This is a genomic window from Microbacterium deferens (assembly GCF_045517775.1).
Taxonomy (GTDB): Bacteria; Actinomycetota; Actinomycetes; order Actinomycetales; family Microbacteriaceae; genus Microbacterium.
Genome location: NZ_JBEUWT010000001.1, coordinates 1,558,815 through 1,576,819, shown reverse-complemented (window position 1 = coordinate 1,576,819; position 18,005 = coordinate 1,558,815). Strand labels below are relative to the sequence as shown.

The 18,005-nt window shown below is 72.4% G+C and carries 17 protein-coding genes; 11 read left to right on the top strand and 6 right to left on the bottom strand.

All coding sequences use genetic code 11. From position 1 onward, the window contains the following. Positions 1-104: 104 nt before the first annotated feature. The 6 genes from hemQ to cofD all read left to right on the top strand — a co-directional run bounded on the left by hemQ (position 105) and on the right by cofD (position 6,069). Positions 105-779 (top strand): hydrogen peroxide-dependent heme synthase, encoded by a 675-nt coding sequence (hemQ, locus tag ABTU82_RS07415; protein WP_183042291.1) that lies wholly within the window; start codon positions 105-107, stop codon positions 777-779. Positions 780-789: 10 nt separating this feature from the next. Then, positions 790-1,788, top strand: coding sequence for a hydroxymethylbilane synthase (gene hemC / locus ABTU82_RS07410; RefSeq protein WP_407172672.1), 999 nt, complete (start codon positions 790-792; stop codon positions 1,786-1,788). Next, positions 1,785-2,591 (top strand): uroporphyrinogen-III synthase, encoded by an 807-nt coding sequence (locus ABTU82_RS07405; RefSeq protein ID WP_116648117.1) that lies wholly within the window; start codon positions 1,785-1,787, stop codon positions 2,589-2,591. The genes hemC and ABTU82_RS07405 overlap by 4 nt, the downstream gene beginning before the upstream one ends. After that, positions 2,588-3,571: a porphobilinogen synthase gene (hemB, locus tag ABTU82_RS07400; protein WP_407172670.1), complete on the top strand. Its 984-nt coding sequence runs from the start codon at positions 2,588-2,590 to the stop codon at positions 3,569-3,571. The genes ABTU82_RS07405 and hemB overlap by 4 nt, the downstream gene beginning before the upstream one ends. Before the next feature lie 97 nt (positions 3,572-3,668). Beyond that, complete coding sequence (gene hemL / locus ABTU82_RS07395) at positions 3,669-5,006, top strand: glutamate-1-semialdehyde 2,1-aminomutase (protein ID WP_407172668.1); 1,338 nt, start codon at positions 3,669-3,671, stop codon at positions 5,004-5,006. A 100-nt stretch (positions 5,007-5,106) separates the two neighbouring features. Next, entirely contained in the window at positions 5,107-6,069 is a 963-nt protein-coding gene (cofD, locus tag ABTU82_RS07390) for a 2-phospho-L-lactate transferase (protein WP_407172666.1), read from the top strand. A 114-nt stretch (positions 6,070-6,183) separates the two neighbouring features. On the opposite strand, the gene cofC is transcribed toward cofD, so the two are convergent. From cofC to cofG, 4 genes are all read right to left on the bottom strand, one after another. Then, a complete protein-coding gene (gene cofC, locus ABTU82_RS07385) occupies positions 6,184-6,861 on the bottom strand; it encodes a 2-phospho-L-lactate guanylyltransferase (RefSeq protein WP_407172664.1) in 678 nt (225 codons plus the stop codon). A 63-nt stretch (positions 6,862-6,924) separates the two neighbouring features. Continuing rightward, on the bottom strand, positions 6,925-7,944 hold the full coding sequence (gene fgd / locus ABTU82_RS07380; protein WP_407172662.1) for a glucose-6-phosphate dehydrogenase (coenzyme-F420): 1,020 nt from the start codon (positions 7,942-7,944) through the stop codon (positions 6,925-6,927). After that, complete coding sequence (locus ABTU82_RS07375; RefSeq protein WP_407172660.1) at positions 7,941-9,431, bottom strand: flavin-containing monooxygenase; 1,491 nt, start codon at positions 9,429-9,431, stop codon at positions 7,941-7,943. Before ABTU82_RS07375 ends, fgd begins: the two co-directional genes overlap by 4 nt. Further along, complete coding sequence (gene cofG, locus ABTU82_RS07370) at positions 9,428-11,872, bottom strand: 7,8-didemethyl-8-hydroxy-5-deazariboflavin synthase CofG (protein ID WP_407172658.1); 2,445 nt, start codon at positions 11,870-11,872, stop codon at positions 9,428-9,430. Before cofG ends, ABTU82_RS07375 begins: the two co-directional genes overlap by 4 nt. A gap of 115 nt (positions 11,873-11,987) precedes the next feature. On the opposite strand from cofG, the gene ABTU82_RS07365 reads away from it, so the two are divergent. Next, complete coding sequence (locus ABTU82_RS07365) at positions 11,988-12,398, top strand: hypothetical protein (protein ID WP_116648109.1); 411 nt, start codon at positions 11,988-11,990, stop codon at positions 12,396-12,398. A 6-nt stretch (positions 12,399-12,404) separates the two neighbouring features. Here ABTU82_RS07365 and ABTU82_RS07360 read toward each other — a convergent pair whose 3' ends face one another. Both ABTU82_RS07360 and ABTU82_RS07355 read right to left on the bottom strand, forming a co-directional pair. Next, entirely contained in the window at positions 12,405-13,223 is an 819-nt protein-coding gene (locus ABTU82_RS07360; RefSeq protein ID WP_407172657.1) for an ABC-2 transporter permease, read from the bottom strand. Continuing rightward, positions 13,220-14,425 carry an ABC transporter ATP-binding protein gene (locus tag ABTU82_RS07355; RefSeq protein ID WP_407172655.1) on the bottom strand — a complete coding sequence of 402 codons (1,206 nt, stop codon included), beginning with the start codon at positions 14,423-14,425 and terminating at the stop codon, positions 13,220-13,222. The genes ABTU82_RS07360 and ABTU82_RS07355 overlap by 4 nt, the downstream gene beginning before the upstream one ends. Before the next feature lie 113 nt (positions 14,426-14,538). Here ABTU82_RS07355 and ABTU82_RS07350 point away from each other — a divergent pair, with 113 nt between their 5' ends. The 4 genes from ABTU82_RS07350 to ABTU82_RS07335 all read left to right on the top strand — a co-directional run bounded on the left by ABTU82_RS07350 (position 14,539) and on the right by ABTU82_RS07335 (position 17,931). Further along, positions 14,539-15,600 carry an enoyl-CoA hydratase/isomerase family protein gene (locus ABTU82_RS07350; protein WP_407172654.1) on the top strand — a complete coding sequence of 354 codons (1,062 nt, stop codon included), beginning with the start codon at positions 14,539-14,541 and terminating at the stop codon, positions 15,598-15,600. 1 nt (position 15,601) lies between these two features. Further along, entirely contained in the window at positions 15,602-16,432 is an 831-nt protein-coding gene (locus ABTU82_RS07345; protein ID WP_116648105.1) for an LssY C-terminal domain-containing protein, read from the top strand. Next, complete coding sequence (locus ABTU82_RS07340; protein ID WP_116648104.1) at positions 16,429-16,947, top strand: hypothetical protein; 519 nt, start codon at positions 16,429-16,431, stop codon at positions 16,945-16,947. Before ABTU82_RS07345 ends, ABTU82_RS07340 begins: the two co-directional genes overlap by 4 nt. A 69-nt stretch (positions 16,948-17,016) precedes the next feature. Continuing rightward, the gene (locus ABTU82_RS07335) at positions 17,017-17,931 is read left to right on the top strand and encodes a DnaJ domain-containing protein (RefSeq protein WP_407173301.1); all 915 of its coding nucleotides are present in this window, start codon (positions 17,017-17,019) and stop codon (positions 17,929-17,931) included. Positions 17,932-18,005 lie beyond the last annotated feature (74 nt).

The window sequence follows — 18,005 nt, the reverse complement described above, 5'->3', positions numbered from 1 at the left end:
GGGCGATGACCGTATTCGCGCCCGAGCGGCGCCGGTAGCTCGTCGTCGACAGGTTCCGGCCATCGGCGTTTGGCGCGCTCGGCACGCAGAGAGAGACTGGAATCATGCCCGATGACTCCGCAGCATCCGCCTTCACCCTGTGGGCGGTCTTCCGCCGTGACCCCCACAATCCCGTCGGCGAGGCCGACAGCACCGAGCTGGCCGACATCGTCGCGCTGATCGAGCAGGGCGGGGCGGTCACCGTCCGCGGCTTCTACGACGTCAGCGGTCTGCGAGCCGACGCCGACCTGATGGTGTGGCTGCACGGCCCCGACGCGGAGTCGCTGCAGCGGGCGCTGCGCCGGCTTCGCCGCACCGAGCTGCTGCGCACCCTGCTGCCGACGTGGAACGCCATGGGCGTGCACCGCGACGCCGAGTTCAACCGTTCGCACGTGCCCGGTTTCCTGCGAGGCGAGCACGCGCGCGAGTGGTTGTGCCTCTACCCGTTCGTGCGCAGCTACGAGTGGTACCTCCTCCCCGAGGAGGAGCGCCGCGCGATGCTCATGGATCACGGACGCAAGGGCGCCGCTTTCACGGGCGTCATCGCGAACACCGTCGCGTCGTTCGCGCTGGGCGACTACGAGTGGCTGCTCCCGATGGAGGCCGACGAGCTCACCGACCTCGTCGACATGATGCGAGAGCTGCGCTACACCGAGGCGCGCCGGCACGTGCGCGAAGAGGTGCCCTTCTACACCGGGCGTCTGCTCGACCTCGCCGAGATCCCCGAGGTTCTGCAGTGAGTCGGGCGCGATGAGCGCGCCCCTCCGCCTCGGCACCCGACGCAGCGCGCTGGCCCTCGCCCAATCGCAGCAGCTCGCCGACGCGCTGACCCGCACCTCCGGCCGCGAGGTGCTGCTCGTGCCGATCGTCGCCGAGGGCGACATCAACCGTGCGTCGCTGTCGCAGCTGGGCGGGCGCGGCGTCTTCGCGAACGGCCTGCGCGAGGCGCTCGCCGCGGGCGAGTGCGACCTGCTCGTCCACTCGCTCAAAGATCTGCCGACGGCGCAGCCCGAGGGTCTCGTGATCGCCGCCACTCCGGCCCGTGAAGACGCCAGGGACATCGTCATCACCCGAGACGGCACGCCGCTGTCCGAACTCCCCCAGGGGGCGGTCGTCGGCACCGGGTCGCCCCGCCGCATCGCGCAGGTGCTGCGGCGCAACCATCGCGTGCAGGTGCGCGACCTGCGCGGCAACGTCGACTCGCGGCTGTCGCGCGTGCGCGACGGCGATCTCGACGCCGTGGTGCTCGCCGCCGCCGGTCTGTCGAGGCTCGGCGGAGACCTCGGCGGGCTCGTCGCCGAGCCCATGGGCCTCGAGGAGTGGCCGACCGCACCGGGACAGGGATCGCTCGCCGTCGAAACGCGGACGGACGCCGCATCCGACCTGCTCGATGCGCTCGGGCGACTCGACGATCTGCAGACCCGGATCGAGATCACGGCGGAGCGCGCGGTGCTCGCCACCCTCGACGCCGGATGCCACGCACCGGTCGGCGCCCACGCCTCCGTCTCGGACGGCGATCTGCGGATCCGCGCTCTCGTCTACGCCCTCGACGGGGCGCACCGCATCGGAATGGACCGAACCGTCCGCCTCGAGCCGGGGTATGCTCGGACAGCAGGCAGCGGCGATGGTGCGATTGCTGCCGATGGCGCGGACCCGATCGCGCGAGCTGCGCGCACCGGGGAAGATGTCGCACATCGGTTGCTCGAACGTGGGGCGGCCGATCTTGTCCCACGAGAGTCGACCCCATGAATTCCAGCCCACGGCATACCCCGACGCCCGACCGGCCCCTGGCCGGCTGGCGCGTCCTCGTGCCGCGGGGCGGCCCCTGGGGCGACGGTGTCGCCGCGACCCTGCGCAACCAGGGAGCGACCCCCGTCATCGCGCCGCTGATCAACTTCGCACCGACGAACGATCAGGCCTCGCTCGAAGCCGCCCTCAGTGATCTCGCGGCCGGGGCGTTCGACTGGCTGACCGTGACCAGTGCGACGACGGTCGACGTGCTCTACGCCTATCGCGCCGTGCTCCCCGCGACGACCAAGGTCGCCGCGGTCGGCGAGACGACCGCCGCCGCCCTCCAGGCCGCCGGCTATCGCGTCGACCTCGTGCCCGAGCGCGACAACTCCGCCGCGGGCATGGCCGAGCAGATGATCTCCCTCGAACGCGACTCCCGTCGGGTGCTGGCGCTGCGCAGCGAGATCGCCAAACCGGTGCTCACGCGCATGCTGATCGAGGCCGGACACGACGTGCGCAGCGTCGTGGCCTACCGCACGGTCGGCGTCCCCGTCACCGACAAGATCGCCCGCGATGTGACCTCCGGCCGTATCAACGCGATCCTCGTCACGAGCGGATCGGTCGCAGAGCAGGTGCAGGCCCAGTTCCCCCGCATCCCCGAGTCCACCGTCATCGCCGCGATCGGCCCGCGCACCGCGAAGGACGCCCGTCGCGCCGGGCTCGCCGTCGACGTGATCGCCGAGCAGCAGACCGTCGACTCCCTCATCGCCTCGGTCGCGCGCTTCCCCCTCCCGCACTCGGCCGACGAGTTCACGCCATGAGCTTTCCGCAGCACCGGCCGCGGAGGCTGCGACAGTCACCCGCCATCCGCCGTCTCGTGCGAGAGACCCACCTCGCCCCGTCGCAGCTCGTGCTGCCGATGTTCGTGCGCGAGGGCATCACCGAGCCGTCGCCCATCTCGTCGATGCCCGGGGTCGTGCAGCACTCGCTCGACTCGCTCCGCCGCGCGGCGACGGATGCTGCGGGCGCCGGCGTCGGCGGGCTCATGCTCTTCGGCGTGCCCGCGGTGCGCGACGCCCGGGGATCCGGAGCCGACGACCCCCGCGGCATCCTGAACGTCGCGACCGAGGCGCTCGTCGCCGAGGTCGGCGATGCGCTCGTGGTGCAGACCGACCTCTGCCTCGACGAGTTCACCGATCACGGGCACTGCGGCGTGCTCGATGCGAAGGGCCGGGTCGACAACGACGCGACCCTCGAGCGGTACGCGTCGATGGCACTCGCGCAGGCGCGGGCGGGCTCCGCCCTGCTGGGACTGTCGGGCATGATGGACGGCCAGACCGCTCACGTGCGCGCCGCCCTCGACGCCGAGGGCTTCACCGACACGATGATCCTCGCCTACTCGGCGAAGTACGCGGGGGCCTTCTACGGCCCGTTCCGCGAGGCGGTCGACTCGCAGCTCGTCGGCGATCGCCGCACCTACCAGCTCGACCCCGCCAACGGCCGCGAGGGCGTGCGCGAGGCGCTGCTCGACGCCGAAGAGGGCGCCGACATCGTCATGGTCAAGCCCGCGATGCCCTACCTCGACGTGCTCGCCGAGGTGCGGGCCTCGGTCGACATCCCCGTCTGGGCGTACCAGGTGTCGGGCGAGTACGCCATGATCGAGGCCGCCGCAGCGCACGGGTGGATCGACCGTCGCCGTGCGATCGAAGAGAGCCTGCTCGGCATCCGGCGTGCCGGCGCCGACGCGATCCTCACGTACTGGGCCGTCGAAGCGGCCCGCTGGCTGCGCGACACCCCCTGAGCCTCCTTCGCCGTTCAGAACCCAGGAAGAACACGCGTTCTGGGTGGGCGGGGCGACGAAATGACTCTTTCCTCCTGGATTTCGAACGGAGACCCGAATGACCGATCGCAATGACGAGCTCTTCGACCGCGCGCGCGAGGTGATCCCGGGCGGGGTGAACTCGCCCGTGCGCGCCTACGGGTCGGTCGGCGGCACGCCGCGGTTCCTCGCTTCGGCGCGCGGTGCGACGGTGACGGATGCTGCGGGACGCGAGTTCGTCGACCTCGTGGCCTCCTGGGGTCCCGCCCTGCTGGGTCACGCGCACCCCGAGATCGTGGAGGCCGTGCAGACCGCGGCCGCCCGCGGGCTCTCGTTCGGCGCGCCGACCGGCGCGGAGGTGGAGCTCGCCTCCCTCATCGCCGAGCGGGTAGCCGTCGGCGATGCGAAGCCGGTCGAGAAGGTGCGGCTGGTCTCGACGGGCACCGAGGCGACGATGACCGCGATCCGCCTCGCGCGCGGTGTCACGGGCCGCGACCTCCTCATCAAGTTCGCCGGGCACTACCACGGCCACTCCGACGGACTGCTGGCCGCCGCGGGCTCCGGCGTGGCGACGCTCGCCCTGCCTGGATCGGCCGGTGTCCCCGGCCCGATCGCGGCGCAGACGCTCGTGCTGCCCTACAACGACCTCGACGCGGTGCGCGAGGCCTTCGCGCTGCACGGCGACCGGATCGCGGCCGTCATCGTCGAGGCGGCGGCGGCGAACATGGGCGTCGTCGCTCCGCTTCCCGGCTACAACGCCGCGCTCGCAGACATCGCCCACGACAACGGCGCGCTCCTCATCATCGACGAGGTGCTCACCGGCTTCCGCGTGCACCCCGCGGGGTACTGGGGCCTGCAGGCCGCGGCCGGCGAGGCCTTCACCCCCGATCTCTTCACCTTCGGCAAGGTCGTCGGAGGAGGGATGCCGCTGGCCGCTCTCGGCGGTCGCGCCGACGTCATGGACGCCCTCGCCCCGCTCGGCCCCGTCTACCAGGCGGGCACGCTCTCGGGGAACCCGCTGTCGGTCGCGGCCGGCATCGCGACCCTGCGCCTGGCCACCCCCGAGGTCTACGCCCGGGTCGACGCGGCAGCGGCCGTCGTCGCCGACGCGCTGTCGTCGGCACTCACCGCCGAGGGCGTCGTGCACGCCGTGCCCCGCGCGGGGTCGCTGTTCGGTGTCGCGTTCCTCCCCGACGCCCCCCGCGACTACGCCACAGCGCTGACGCAGGACGCCTGGCGATACCCCCCGTTCTTCCACGCGATGCTCGACGCGGGCGTCTCCCTCCCGCCGAGCGTCTACGAGGCATGGTTCCTCACCGCCGCGCACGACGAGGCAGCCCTCGAGCGCATCGTGGCGGCGCTTCCGGCCGCGGCCCGCGCCGCAGCATCCGCCCCTCAGCCTCCGCTGGGCTCGTGACCGGCGTCGTACCTTCGCCGAAGGTGCCCGTTCCCGCCGAACCAGGCCGAGTTTTCGACCACCCTCGGCAGAAGGCGGCACCTTCGGCGGCGGGCTCCCGATGACCCGCGTCGTCGTGCTCGCCGGCGGGGTCGGCGGGGCGAAGTTCACGCTCGGCGTGCGCGAGGCGCTCGCACGCCGCGGCGGGCCCGAGGCGACGGTCGTCGTCAACACCGGGGACGACCTGTGGCTCTCGGGCGTGCGGTTGCAGCCCGACATCGACTCGATCCTCTACGCCCTCGCCGGGGTCAACGACACCCAGCGCGGGTGGGGGCGTCAGGGCGACACCGAGCGCGTCAACGAGGAGCTCCAGGCGTGGGGTGCGGGCTGGCCGTGGTTCACCCTCGGCGACCTCGATCTCGGCACGCACCTCGCCCGCACGGGGTGGCTGCGCGACGGAGCGACCCCCGCGCAGGTCGTCGAGCGGCTGTCGGCCCGCTGGCCGCTCGGGGTGAGGATGCTGCCGATGACCGACGCCGAGGTCGACACCCGCGTGGTGCTCGAGGACGGCCGTGACCTGCATTTCCAGGAGTGGTGGACGCGTTATCGCGCCACCCTCGCCCCCGCCCGCTTCGACAACCCCGGGGTCGGGTCGGCCGTACCCGCGCCCGGCGTGACGGAGGCGATCGCCGCCGCCGACGTGGTGCTGATCGCGCCGTCGAACCCCGTGGTGTCGATCGGTCCGATCCTGCGGGTGCCGGGCATCCGCGAGGCTCTGGCCGCAGCATCCGCGCCCGTCGTGGGCGTCTCGCCGATCATCGGCGGCAGGGTGGTGCGCGGTATGGCCGACGTCTGCCTCGCCGCGATCGGCGTCGAGACCTCCGCCGCCGCCGTCGGAGCGCACTACGGCGCCCGGTCGAGGGGCGGCCTGCTCGACGCGTGGCTCGTCGCGACCGAAGACGCCGATGGCGCCGCGGCGGTCGAGGCCGCCGGTATCCGCCCTGTCGTCACCCCGCTGTGGATGAGCGACGTCGACGCGTCCGCCGCGATCGCAGCCTCTGCGCTCGCCGCCGCCGGCGCCTAACCCCCCCCCCCCCCGCGATCCCCCGCGACAACACGGCTTGCGCACGAGCGCACGAGCTCGGGCCGCGCCCGACCCGTGTGCTCGGGCCGAACTCGTGCGCTCAGTCGACCGGGGCTAGGCCGCAGACGACGACAGCACGGCGGTCGTGCGCTCGCCCAGACCCAGGGCGGATGCTGCGGCCAGCTGTTCGGCGGTGTCGACGTCACGGCGCAGGGTCGAGTCGGCGGGAAGGTCGAGGGGCGTGCAGCCCAGCAGCTTGTGGCGCGAGAAGGAGTCTTCGCCGAAGGCCGAGAGCCAGGTCGCGCCGGCCCGGGCGGTCACGAGCGTCGACCCCTCGCCCTCGGCATCGGCGACCACGCCGCGCTCCACGGCCTGCGCGGCCTCGAGAGCGGTGTCGAGGTCGAACGGACGCAGCGCCGGCAGGTCGCCGAGCAGGGCTGCACGCGGCACGTCGGATCCGGCGGCGGCCGCCCCGGTCGCGATCGCGGCGTCGAGCCCGCGGGTGTCGCCCTCGCGGACGACGTCGACCGTCCGCATCCGGCGAACGGCGGCCGCGATGTCGGCGTCCTCGGTCACGACGATCACGCGCTCGACCGCCGTCGCCGCCGCCGCGGCCGCGATGGTGTCGAGCGCGAGCGCGCGGGCCAGCGCCGCGCGGTCGGGCGCGGCATCCGACAGCCGGGACTTGCCGACGTCCGACGACTTCACCGGCACGATGACGACCCACCCGGAGCTTGCGTGTTCGGCCGGCGCGGGCGAGGAGCGCGGCGAGAAGCGGTCAGTCAGAGACATCACGACAATTCTGCCCGAGGGCGGGGCGAACGGGGACGGGCTTGCCGCGAACCCGCGAAGGGTTCAGTCGGCGAAGCGCGCGCGCAGGCGCGGCAGGATCTCGGCCCCGTACATGCGCAGGAACTCGGCCTGGTCGTGCCCCGGGTCGTGGAACACGAGGTGACGGAAGCCCAGCTCGACGTACCGCGCGATCTTCTCGACGTGCTCATCGGGGTCGGTCGAGACGATGAAGCGCGATGCCGTGCGCTCCAGCGGCAGCTCGGAGGCGAGCCGCTGCATCTCGAGCGGGTCGTGCACGTCGCGCTTCTCCTCGGGAGAGAGGGCGAGGGGCGCCCAGAAGCGGGTCTTCTCCATCGCGGTGTCGTGGTCGGGGTGGTACGAGACCTTGACCTCGATCATCGTGTCGATCGCGTCGGCCTCGCGTCCGGCCTTCTCCAGACCTTCGGCGAGAGCGGGCAGCAGCGTGTCGGTGTAGAGCGCCGGGTCTTTGCCGCTCGTGGTGATGTAGCCATCGGCGATGCGTCCGGCCAGGCGCGTGGCCGCCGGCCCTGACGCGCCGATGTAGATCGGCACGGTCTGGTCGGCCGGCGGGCGGTCGTAGATCGTGGCGTCCTTGACCGAGTAGTAGGTCCCCTCGTAGGTGACGCGCTCGTCGGCCCAGAGCTTCTCGATGAGGATGATCGCCTCCTTGAGGCGCTGGAACCGCTCGGGCGGCTCGGGCCACTCCAGTCCGAGGGTGACCTCGTTGAGCGCCTCACCCGTGCCCACCCCGAGGATGACCCGCCCCGGGTACATCACACCGAGGGTCGCGAAGGCCTGGGCGACGACGCCCGGGTGGTAGCGGAACGTGGGGGTGAGCACCGACGTGCCCATCACGATGGTCGACGTGCGGGCGCCGAGCGCTCCGAGCCACGGGAGTGCGGCGGGGGCGTGGCCCCCCTCGTGCATCCAGGGCTGGAGGTGGTCGGAGAGGAAGACGGAGTCGAACCCCATCTCCTCCGCCAGCACGGCGAAATCGAGCAGCTCGGACGGACCGAACTGCTCGCTGGACGCCTTGTATCCGAAACGCAACGGGACGGTCATGTCGTCTCTCCTCCGGTCTGGCCGTGACGCGAGGGCGCGTGCGCGGGTTCGAATTCGCTTCCGTCGGCGGCGGCGAGCCGCTCACGGAAAGCCTGCACGGTGCCGGGCCACAACAGCGTGAGCCGCCCCGAACGATCGTCGACGTACCAGTTGCCGCACCCGGTGAGCCAGGGGGTGGATGCGGCGGCGGTCGCGATCTCGTCGGTGTACGCCGCCTCGGCCTCGGGCCGGGTGCGCAGCACGCCGTCGGCGCGACGGTCGCGCTCGACGAGGGCGCGCACGACGTACGCCGCCTGCTCCTCGCTCATCAGCACCGACGAGTTGTGGCCGAGGCTCGCGTTCGGCCCGTTGAGCACGAAGAGATTCGGAAAGCCCGGCACGACGGTCGAGGCGAACGACGTCATGCCGTCCGCCCAGTGCTCCGCCAGCGTCGTGCCACCCTCCCCGCGCACGAGTTCGGCGTAGGGCTGCCGCGAGGCGGCGAATCCGGTGGCGAGCACGATGACGTCGGCCTCGTACCGCGCACCGCTCCCGGCGACAAGAGTTGTTCCGTCCACCGATGCGAGGGCGGATGCTTCGAGGGCGACCGCGTCGGACGCGACCGCCGGATAGAACTCGTCGGAAAGCAGCACCCGCTTGCAGCCGAAGGCGTAGTCGGGGGTGAGCGCCCGTCGGAGCACGGGATCGGCGACCTGACGCTCCAGGTGCGCGTGAGCGACCGCGCGGGCGGCGGCCGACGCGGCGGCATCGCCCGAACGCGACGCGAAGCGCGCCTCGCCCTCGACGTAGAGCTCGGCGCGCAGCCGCGCGAGCTCATCGGGGTGGGTGGCGAACCTCTCCCGCTCGTCGATGCTGTAGTCGCGCCCGCCGCGCGGCACGATCCACGCGGGGGTGCGCTGGAACAGCGTGACCTCGGCGGTGCGGGCGAGTTCGGGCACGAGCTGCACGGCGCTGGCGCCGGTGCCGACGACCGCGACGCGCGCGCCGGCGAGCTCGACGGAGTGGTCCCAGCGCGCGGAGTGGAAGATCGCGCCGGGGAACGACTCCAGACCCGGGATCGACGGCACGTGGGGCTCGGTCAGGCGCCCGCACGCCAGCACGAGCGAGGACGCTTCGATGCTCTCCCCGCCCGCGTCGATCCGCCAGAGGGCGGCGGCAGCATCCCACTCGGCGCCCAGCACGGGTGTGCGCAGGCGCAGGCGGTCACCGAGCCTCTCGTGCTCGGCGACGGCTTCGAGGTAGGCGTGGATCTCGGGCCCCGGCGCGAAGGTGGCCGACCACGCCGGGTGCGGGTGCGCGGCGAAACCGTAGAGGTGCGACGGCACGTCGCAGGCGACCCCGGGGTAGGTGTTGTCGCGCCAGGTGCCGCCGACCGTCTCGCCGCGCTCGAGCACGACGAAGTCGTCGCGGCCCGCGCGACGCAGGGCCATCGCCATGCCGAGGCCGGCGAACCCCGCCCCGACGATCGCGACGTCGACCCGGGTCACGGGATGCCCGGCCCGCGGGCCGGGGTGCCGTAGTCGGTGGTGCGGAGGCGGAACGGGCGGAACAGGCGTGCGGCGATCCGCGCGGCGTCGGCGACCGGCAGCTCGAGCCCCTGCTCGACCCCGGCGTCGGGGAGCACGCGTCCGTCGAGGAGCGCTCCTCCGAGGTCGTCGCCGCCCGAGCGCAGCAGCTCGGCCGCAGCATCCTTCCCCACCCGGGTCCACGGGATCTGCACGTGCGGGATGCTGCCCGAGAGCAGCAGGCGTGAGACCGCCACCATCGCGCGGTGCTCGTCGAGCGGAGCGCGGCCGGCGACGAGCGGGATGCTGTGACCCGGCAGAGGTATGGGCACGAACTCGGTGAACCCGTTCGTCTCGCCCTGGATGCGGCGCAGTTCGCGCAGGTGCGCGACGCGCTCGGCGGCCGTCTCGACGTGTCCGTAGAACAGCACCGACGTCGAGCGGAAGCCCGCGCGGTGGGCAGCGGTGATGGCCGCGACCCAGCGGTCGACCTCGACGTCACCGGGGGCGACGAGGGCGCGCACCCGGTCGCTGAGCACCTTGACGCCGGTGCCGGGAACGGTGTCGACGCCCGCGTCGCGGAGGGCGGCCAGAGCGCCGTCGAGGCCGAGCCCGCCCCGGTCGGCGAGGTCCCACACGTCCTGGGGACGATAGGCGTGGAGGTGCACGCCGGGGGCTGCGGCCTTCACCGCTCGCGCGATGTCGAGGTAGGCGCGGGGATCTTCTGCCGCCTCGAGCCGGCCCTGCACGCACACCTCGGTGGCGCCGAGGTCGGCCGCGTCGGCGGCGATCCGTGCGACGTCGTCGAGGCCGAACGTGCCCGGGCCGTGACGACCGGCGGCGCGGAACCCGGACGACGACAGATTGCGGTTGACGACGAGGCTGACGGTCTCGCCGACGGTATACCGGCGCACGTCGTCGGCCGTGGCCGCGATCGCGTCGAGGTCGGTGCCCGTCGCCTGCAGCAGCGTCACCCACTCGGCGTCGTCGAGCGCGAGGGGATCGCCCGCGGCGGCCTCCGCCAGCCGCCGCGCGTCGCTGGTCGGACGCCGGCCGCGCGAGGCGTTCCCGGCGCTGTCTGCGTGCCTTTCGCCCGTACTCAGGCTGGACGCGTCGGCGACGGCGGGCACGCCCGAGATTCCGGGGGTATGCGACGACGACGGTACCGATGAGCCTGAGTACGGTTCGCGAGGCGCCGCCGTCACATCCGCGGCCAACCCTGTCGCGGGGTCGGCGAGGGCGGCGACGGCGGAGTGGAGGGCCGGGTCGATCCACCGGTCAGCGTCACGGACGAACGGGGGCTGAGCCGTCAGGCGCTCGCGCAGGGCGAAGCCGAGCTCGGCCGTCATGCGCGCCAGGTCGTCGAGGTGCGGCCACGGGCGCTCGGGGTTGACGTGGTCGGCCGTCAGCGGCGAGATGCCGCCCCAGTCGTCGGCACCCGCGCGCACCAGGAGCGCGAACTCGGCCGCGTCGGAGAGGTTCGGCGGCACCTGGATGCGCATGTGGGGCCCGAAGACGAGTCGGGCGACCGCCACCGCGGCGACGTACTCGAGCAGGTCGGCGTCGGGGGCGTCCTGCATGGCGGTGCGCGGCTTCGCCCGGAAATTCTGGACGATGATCTCCTGCACATGACCGTGACGCTCGTGCAGCTCCCGCATCGCGATGAGCGACTCGGCTCGATCGCGGAGCGTCTCCCCGATCCCGACGAGGATGCCCGTGGTGAACGGAATGCCCGCCGCGCCGGCCTCGTCGATCACCTTCAGCCGCAGGTCGGGGTCTTTGTCGGGCGAGCCGAAGTGCACCTGCCCGGGCTCCTCGAAGAGCCGACGCGAGGTGGTCTCGAGCATCATGCCCATCGACGGGGCGGTGGGGCGCAGCATCCGCAACTCGTCGGCGTGCATGACCCCGGGGTTCGCGTGGGCGAGCAGCCCCGTCTCGGCGGTGACCAGTCGCGCGATCGCGGCCACGTAGTCGAGGGTCGAGGCATAGCCGTGCTCGTCGAGCCAGGCCCGGGCCTCGGGCCAGCGGTCTTCGGGCCGGTCGCCCAGGGTGAGCAGCACCTCTTTGCAGCCCATCGCCTGGCCCTGCCGCACGACCGCGAGCACCTGCTCGGGAGACATGAAGGCCGGCTTGCGCTTCTTCAGCAGCTGCCCGGGGGTGTCGACGAAGACGCAGTAGTGGCAGCGATCGCGGCAGAGGGTCGTCAGCGGCACGAACACCTTGCGCGAGTACGTGATGACACCGGGTTGGCCGGCGGCCGCGAGCCCTTCGTCGCGGGTCGCCGCCGCGAGGTCGAGCAGCGCCTCGAGGTCGGCGCCGGTCGCGGCGAGCAGCACCTCGGCTGCGTCGGCGTCGAGAGCCGCGCCCCCGCGGAGTGCGTCGAGCAGGTCGTCGACGGGAGATACGGTGCTGCCGACGCTCATGGTTTCAGGCTATCCCGCCTCCCGCGCGCCGGGGCCGACGGGCGTGGGGCGGATCGTTGTCGTCCTGTGAGCATCCGGCCCGGAAGGAGGCGTCGACCGCTGGCAGGATGGAGGCATGGTCTCGCTTCTGCTCGATTCGACACAGCTCGAGGTCGTGCTGTCGCCGACCGAGAAGGCGATGACGTTTCGCCGCGGCAACCTGCGTGTGCCGCGCGAGACGATCGTGCGCGCCCAGCTCACCGACGACGCGTGGACGTGGTTGCGCGGTGTGCCGAACCCCGGCATCTACCTGCCCGTCGCGATCGCGATGGGAACGTGGAAGTCGGCCGGGGGTAACGACCTGGTGCTCATCCGACGGCGCCGATCGAGCGTCGTCATCGACCTCGAAGGGCACGACGAGTTCGAGCGGCTGATCCTCACGACGCAGCACGGCGCCTCACTTCTCCAGGCTCTGCGTCTGGAGGTCGACGGCGAACCCGAAGATGTCGCGGCGATCGCGAAGAAGAAGCCCCGCCGGCGGGGCTGATCCGGGTCAGTCGATGTCGCGACGCCAGGTCGTGAACTGCCCGATGACCAGGAACACGACCGCGTAGCCGAGCAGCACGAGACCGCCGACCCACCATTCGAGCGGTTCGGAGGCACTCGCCGCCGCGACCGACAGGGCGCTGCTGCCCACGAGAGCGTCGCCCGCGGCGCCGGGGAGTAGACGGGCGATCGGCTCGATCCCCTCGACGAACGCGCCCGCGACCCGGGCGATCGGTTCGATGAACTGGGTGAACGCCAGCACGAGCACGATGGCCACGACCTGGTTGCGCACCACGGTTCCGACGCCGAGACCCACGAGGGACCACAGCGCGAATGCCAGCACCATGCGGGCGAGCATGGCCCAGGTGTCGCTCTCTCCGAGCAGGGTCGGAACGTCGGATGCGGCGAGCACGAGCGCGCCCGGACCGACGGCGGCGATCGTTCCGATCACTCCGTAGAGAGCGCCGATCGCGAGCGCGACCACGACCTTGCCCGCGAGCACCGTGCCGCGGCGCGGGGTGGCGAGGAACGAGGGGGTGAGCGTCTTGTGCCGGAACTCCGCCGTGACCATCAGGGTGCCGATGAGCAGCGGGAAGACGTAGCCGAACGAGGTGGCGACGCTGTAGATCACCGGCGGGAGGGTGTCGAGCGCGAGAGCGGGGCCGGTGCTGCCGGGGAGGGCACCGGTGGCGACCGCGGCGAGGGCCCACCCGAAACCGGCCGCCACGACGGCGACGTAGACGGCGAGCACCAGGGCGAGGATCCACCAGATGGAGGTGGTGAACTGCTTGGTCAGCTCGGAGCGGGTTGCGGTTGCGAGACTCATCGCTGCTCCTCCTCGGCGGGGTCGCTCTCGGCGGGCGGCACGGTGTCGATCACGCCGGTGGCGGCGACGGTGAAGGCCGCGGTCGACGGCTCGGGGGAGTCGGTGGCAGTGCGTGTGGAAGCGTCCGTCGGGGTGGTCCCTTCGACGGGCTCAGGAACCGCCTCCGGCTCAGGAACCGCCTCCGGCTCAGGCTCGAGAACCGCCTCCGGCTCGGGCTCAGGCTCAGGAGAAGGCTCGGGCTCAGGGGCCGGCTGAGGCTCGACCGCGGGAGGCGCGGGGCTCGGCGCAGCATCGGCCGGGGGCGCGACGACGACGCCGTTGACGAGGTCGAGGAAGATCTCTTCGAGCCCGGCCCCGCGGCGTTGCAGGCTCGACAGCACGACGCCGGCCGCGCCGGCGATCGCGCCGACCTCCACCGGTTCGACCCGGTGCACGGTCAGGCCGTTGCGCAGCACCGCGTACTCCAGTCCGGCGGCCTCGATCGCGGCGATGAGGGCCGCGCGGTCGGGGGCGTCGACGATCGTCGCGTGCTCGCTGCGCTCGGCGAGGTCTTCGATGCCGCCCTGGAAGACGAGCTTTCCCGAGGCGATGATGAGAAGCGCGTCGACGGTCTGCTGCACCTCGGCGAGCAGGTGCGACGAGATGAGCACGGTGCGACCCTCGCCGGCGAGGGTGCGCAGCAGTCCCCGCATCCACCGGATCCCCTCGGGGTCGAGTCCGTTCGTGGGCTCGTCGAGCACGAGCACGCCGGGGTCGCCGAGCAGCGCCGAGGCGAGTCCGAGCCGCTGACGCATGCCGAGCGAGTAGCCGCCCACTTTGCGTCCGCCGACATCGGAGAGCCCGACGAGACCGAGCACCTCGTCGATACGGGCGCGGGGGATGCCCCCGGCATCGGCGTAGACCCTGAGGTGGTTCGCGGCCGTGCGCCCGGGGTGGAAGCTGGATGCTTCGAGCGCGGCGCCCACGCTCTGCAGCGGTCGGTCGAGCTTGTCGTAGGTGCGCCCGCCGATCGTGGCGGTGCCCTCCGTGGGGCGGACGAGTCCGAGCAGCATCCGCAGCGACGTCGTCTTGCCGGCCCCGTTCGGCCCGAGGAACCCGGTCACCAGACCCGGCTCGACGCGTGCCGTGAGGCCGTCGACCGCGGTGACCGGGCCGAAGCGTTTGACCAGCCCGGAGAATTCCAGCACCTGTCCGTCTGGCATGCCGAAACCTCCCGTTCATGCGTGCGTTCCTTCCATCTTGGCGGAAACACCCCCCGATCCCGCATTTCCTTGCGTCTCAGACCGTGCCGCGCCGGGCGCGCTACCGTGACGGAGTGGATGCTGCGACCGAACCCCGTGTGATCGCTCGAGCCGCGAGCGGGCTCGGGCGCCTCACGCTGAATCGCCCCAGGGCGCTCAACGCGCTCGACCTCGGCATGGTGAGGAGTCTGCGAGCGGCCCTCGACGAGTGGGAGCACGAGCCCGACATCGGGATCGTGCTGCTCGACGGAGCCGGTGACCGAGGGTTCTGCGCCGGTGGCGACGTGCGCGGGCTCGCCGACCAGATCCGCTCCGGCGACGCGGACGCCGCGGGCGTCTTCTTCCGCGACGAGTACGCCCTGAACGCCCGCATCGCCGAGTACCCGACCCCGATCGTCGTCATCGCCGACGGCATCACCATGGGCGGGGGCATCGGCCTGGCCGGGCACGCGACCGTGCGCGTCGTCACCGAGCGATCGGTGCTCGCGATGCCCGAGACCCGCATCGGCCTCACCCCCGACGTCGGCGGCAGCTGGTTGCTCGGCCGGGCGCCCGGCCGTCTCGGCGAGTACCTCGCGCTGACGGGCGCGTCGATGAACGGCGCAGACGCCGTCTACGCCGGCTTCGCGGATCACGTCGTGCCGAGCGAGAACCTCGACGCGCTGCGCGACGCTCTCGAGACGCGGGCCGATCCGTCCACCCCGGCCGAGATGGTGCTGCTCTTCGACGAGACCCCGCCGCCGTCCCCGCTCGAGGCCGCTCGGGTGTGGATCGACGATGCGTTCGCCGCCGACAGCGTGGGCGAGATCGTCGATCGTCTGCGCGCACGGCCGGAGCCCGAAGCATCCGCCACTGCCGACACGCTCGGAGAGCTCTCACCCACGGCGATGGTGGTGACGCTCGAGGCCGTCCGCCGCGCCCGCACGCTGCCGCACCTCCGAGCCGCGCTCGAGCAGGAATACGGCCTCGTGCTGTGGTTCGCCGCGACCCAGCCCGACCTGCTCGAGGGCATCCGCGCGCAGCTCATCGACAAGGACCGCTCGCCCCGGTGGGCTCCGGCGTCGCTCGACGAGATCGCGCCGACCGCGCTCGCCGAGGCGTTCGCCCATCGACCCACCACACCGCTCTGGAGTTGAGATGGCCACGACGAAGAAGCGACGTCCGCGCACCTTCTCTGCCGCGCTCGACTGGTTCTTCTTCGTCTTCGCGGGGCTCGCGTCGGTCTGGCTCGCCTACCTGGGCTTCACCGAGACCTTCGCGGTCGGCTGGTGGGGCATTCCCATGGCGATCGCGTTCTGGGGGCTGCTGGCCTACCTCGTGCTGCCGCGCCTGCACCGCATCCTCACGGCCGTCTATGTGCCCGACTACTTCATCGGTCGCGCCCGCACGAGCGACGGACTGCTCGGCGACCCGGTGAACCTCGCGTTCATGGGCACGCGCGAGCAGATCGAGGCGGCGCTCGTGACGGCCTCGTGGCGGCCGGCCGACCCGGTGACCCTGCGGTCGTCGTGGCGCATCATCACGTCCACCGTGACGCGCCGCAGCTACGACGAGGCGCCGGTGAGCCCGCTCTTCCTGTTCGGGCGGCAGCAGGACTTCGCCTACCAGCAGGAGTTCGCCGGCAATCCGTCGCAACGCCATCACGTGCGCTTCTGGCGATGCCCGGACGGGTGGCTGCTGCCTGGCGGCTATCGCGTCGAGTGGGTCGCGGCGGGCACGTTCGACACGGCGGTGGGCCTGTCGCTGTTCACCCTCCAGGTCACCCACCGCATCGACGCCGACACCGACATCGAGCGCGACCACATCGTCGGTTCCCTCACGGCGGCGGAGCCCCGCGTGAGGGTCGACGTCATCCGCGACTTCTCGACCGGGTACCACTCCCGCAACGGCGGGGGCGACAGCATCCGCACCGACGGCGACCTGCCCATCATCGACGTCAGCGCGATCGAGACGGGGGTGGCGGCATGAGTCGTCGAGAAGAGCACCCGCCCGAGAAGCGGGCGGCGTTCGAACTGCCCGCCGCCCTCGAGAGGCCGCGCGCCGACCCGTCGATGAAACGGCCGATCTCGACCACCGCAGGGGCCGCTCTCGTGCTGTTGCGTGTCGCGGCGGGGTTCTTCTGGATCACGATCGTCGCGCTCGACTGGTCGTCGTGGGTGAGCGTCTTCGACGACGATCCGACCGACATCACCCCCGAGCTTCTCGGCGTCACGCTCGTGATCTTCGTCATCGTCTGCGGCGGGTTCCTGCTCGGCGAGGCCGTCTTCGGGCTGCTGATCCTGCGCGGGCGCAACTTCCCGCGCGTGGTCGTGATGGTCTTCGCGGTGCTGTCGATCTCGACGGCGTTCACCGGGTGGTGGGCCCAGGGGCAGGACATCCGGGTGGGCACCACGCTGGTGACGTTGGCGCTCGACATCCTCATCCTGCTCGCGCTGTCCAGCCGCAGCGCCGCCGCGTACGCCCACCGCCGTCGGCGTGACTGACAGCCCCCGCACACCCGCGTCGGGTTAGCCTGTCGGATGCTGCGTGTGCGCGCGGGAGAGGAGGGTGAGGTGTTCGACAGCCCGGTGTCCGCGTCGGCGTACGAGGTGCTCGGAGTGACCGCCGACGTCGACGACGAGGCCCTTCGTCGCGCCTACCGTCTGCGTCTGCGGCAGACCCACCCCGACACCGGTGGCGACGCCGCGGTCTTCGTGCAGGTGCAGCGCGCCTGGGAACTCATCGGAACGCCCGATGCGCGTGCGTCGTACGACCGCGGTCGCGGCACGCAGGCGCCCGAGTGGTCGGCGCCGCGGGCGAGTGCTCCCCGCGCTGACACGCGGCCGCGCGCCCGCACGCACGGCCAGCCCGGCGGGTGGCGGCGCGAGCGCTACCTGACACTCGTGCGCGAGTGGGTCGGCCGCGGGGTCGAGCTGCCCGATCCGTACGATCCGCAGCTCGTGCGATCGGCGCCGCACGAGCTGCGCCGCATGCTCGCCGACGCGCTGGCCGAGGAGGCGACCGCCCGCATCGTCGCCGATCTCGGCATGGGCTACACGGTGTGGCACGACGTCGACGCGTCGCGCGACGGCGACCCGGAAGACAAGCTCGACCACATCGTGCTCGGTCCGAGCGGCCTGTACGCGGTGCTCTCGGAAGACTTCGGCGGCCCGATCGGCTTCCGTCGCGGCGAGATCGTCGGCGCCCACGTCTCCGGTGCCCCCGTGACCGAGCTCGTCTCGCGGCAGCGCGTGATCGCGCGCGGGGCCGGAGTGCGCTTCAGCGGCGCGATCGTGGTGCTCCCCGACGGTGACGTGCTCGGCGCGGTCACCGACCTCGGCAAGGTGCGCGGCGTGCCCGTCGCCGTGGTGTCGCAGTCGGGTCTGTCGACCCTGCTGCGGCAGGGCGTCACCGGCGCCCGCGATATCGGCGGCACCGAGCTGTTCGACATCCGCACCCGACTGCAGCAGCGCGTGCGACACGTCTGAGCCGCACGGAACGCAGGAGCAACGGCGGGCGGGGGCCCGTTGGCGTCCCCGGAGGGGCTGTTCGTCCTGCGTTT

Coding starts and splice junctions, on each gene's coding strand:
- hemQ (WP_183042291.1), top strand. CDS start 105: ATGCCCGATGACTCCGCAGCATCCGCCTTCACCCTGTGGGCGGTCTTC.
- hemC (WP_407172672.1), top strand. CDS start 790: ATGAGCGCGCCCCTCCGCCTCGGCACCCGACGCAGCGCGCTGGCCCTC.
- ABTU82_RS07405 (WP_116648117.1), top strand. CDS start 1,785: ATGAATTCCAGCCCACGGCATACCCCGACGCCCGACCGGCCCCTGGCC.
- hemB (WP_407172670.1), top strand. CDS start 2,588: ATGAGCTTTCCGCAGCACCGGCCGCGGAGGCTGCGACAGTCACCCGCC.
- hemL (WP_407172668.1), top strand. CDS start 3,669: ATGACCGATCGCAATGACGAGCTCTTCGACCGCGCGCGCGAGGTGATC.
- cofD (WP_407172666.1), top strand. CDS start 5,107: ATGACCCGCGTCGTCGTGCTCGCCGGCGGGGTCGGCGGGGCGAAGTTC.
- cofC (WP_407172664.1), bottom strand. CDS start 6,861: ATGTCTCTGACTGACCGCTTCTCGCCGCGCTCCTCGCCCGCGCCGGCC.
- fgd (WP_407172662.1), bottom strand. CDS start 7,944: ATGACCGTCCCGTTGCGTTTCGGATACAAGGCGTCCAGCGAGCAGTTC.
- cofG (WP_407172658.1), bottom strand. CDS start 11,872: ATGAGCGTCGGCAGCACCGTATCTCCCGTCGACGACCTGCTCGACGCA.
- ABTU82_RS07365 (WP_116648109.1), top strand. CDS start 11,988: ATGGTCTCGCTTCTGCTCGATTCGACACAGCTCGAGGTCGTGCTGTCG.
- ABTU82_RS07360 (WP_407172657.1), bottom strand. CDS start 13,223: ATGAGTCTCGCAACCGCAACCCGCTCCGAGCTGACCAAGCAGTTCACC.
- ABTU82_RS07355 (WP_407172655.1), bottom strand. CDS start 14,425: ATGCCAGACGGACAGGTGCTGGAATTCTCCGGGCTGGTCAAACGCTTC.
- ABTU82_RS07345 (WP_116648105.1), top strand. CDS start 15,602: ATGGCCACGACGAAGAAGCGACGTCCGCGCACCTTCTCTGCCGCGCTC.
- ABTU82_RS07340 (WP_116648104.1), top strand. CDS start 16,429: ATGAGTCGTCGAGAAGAGCACCCGCCCGAGAAGCGGGCGGCGTTCGAA.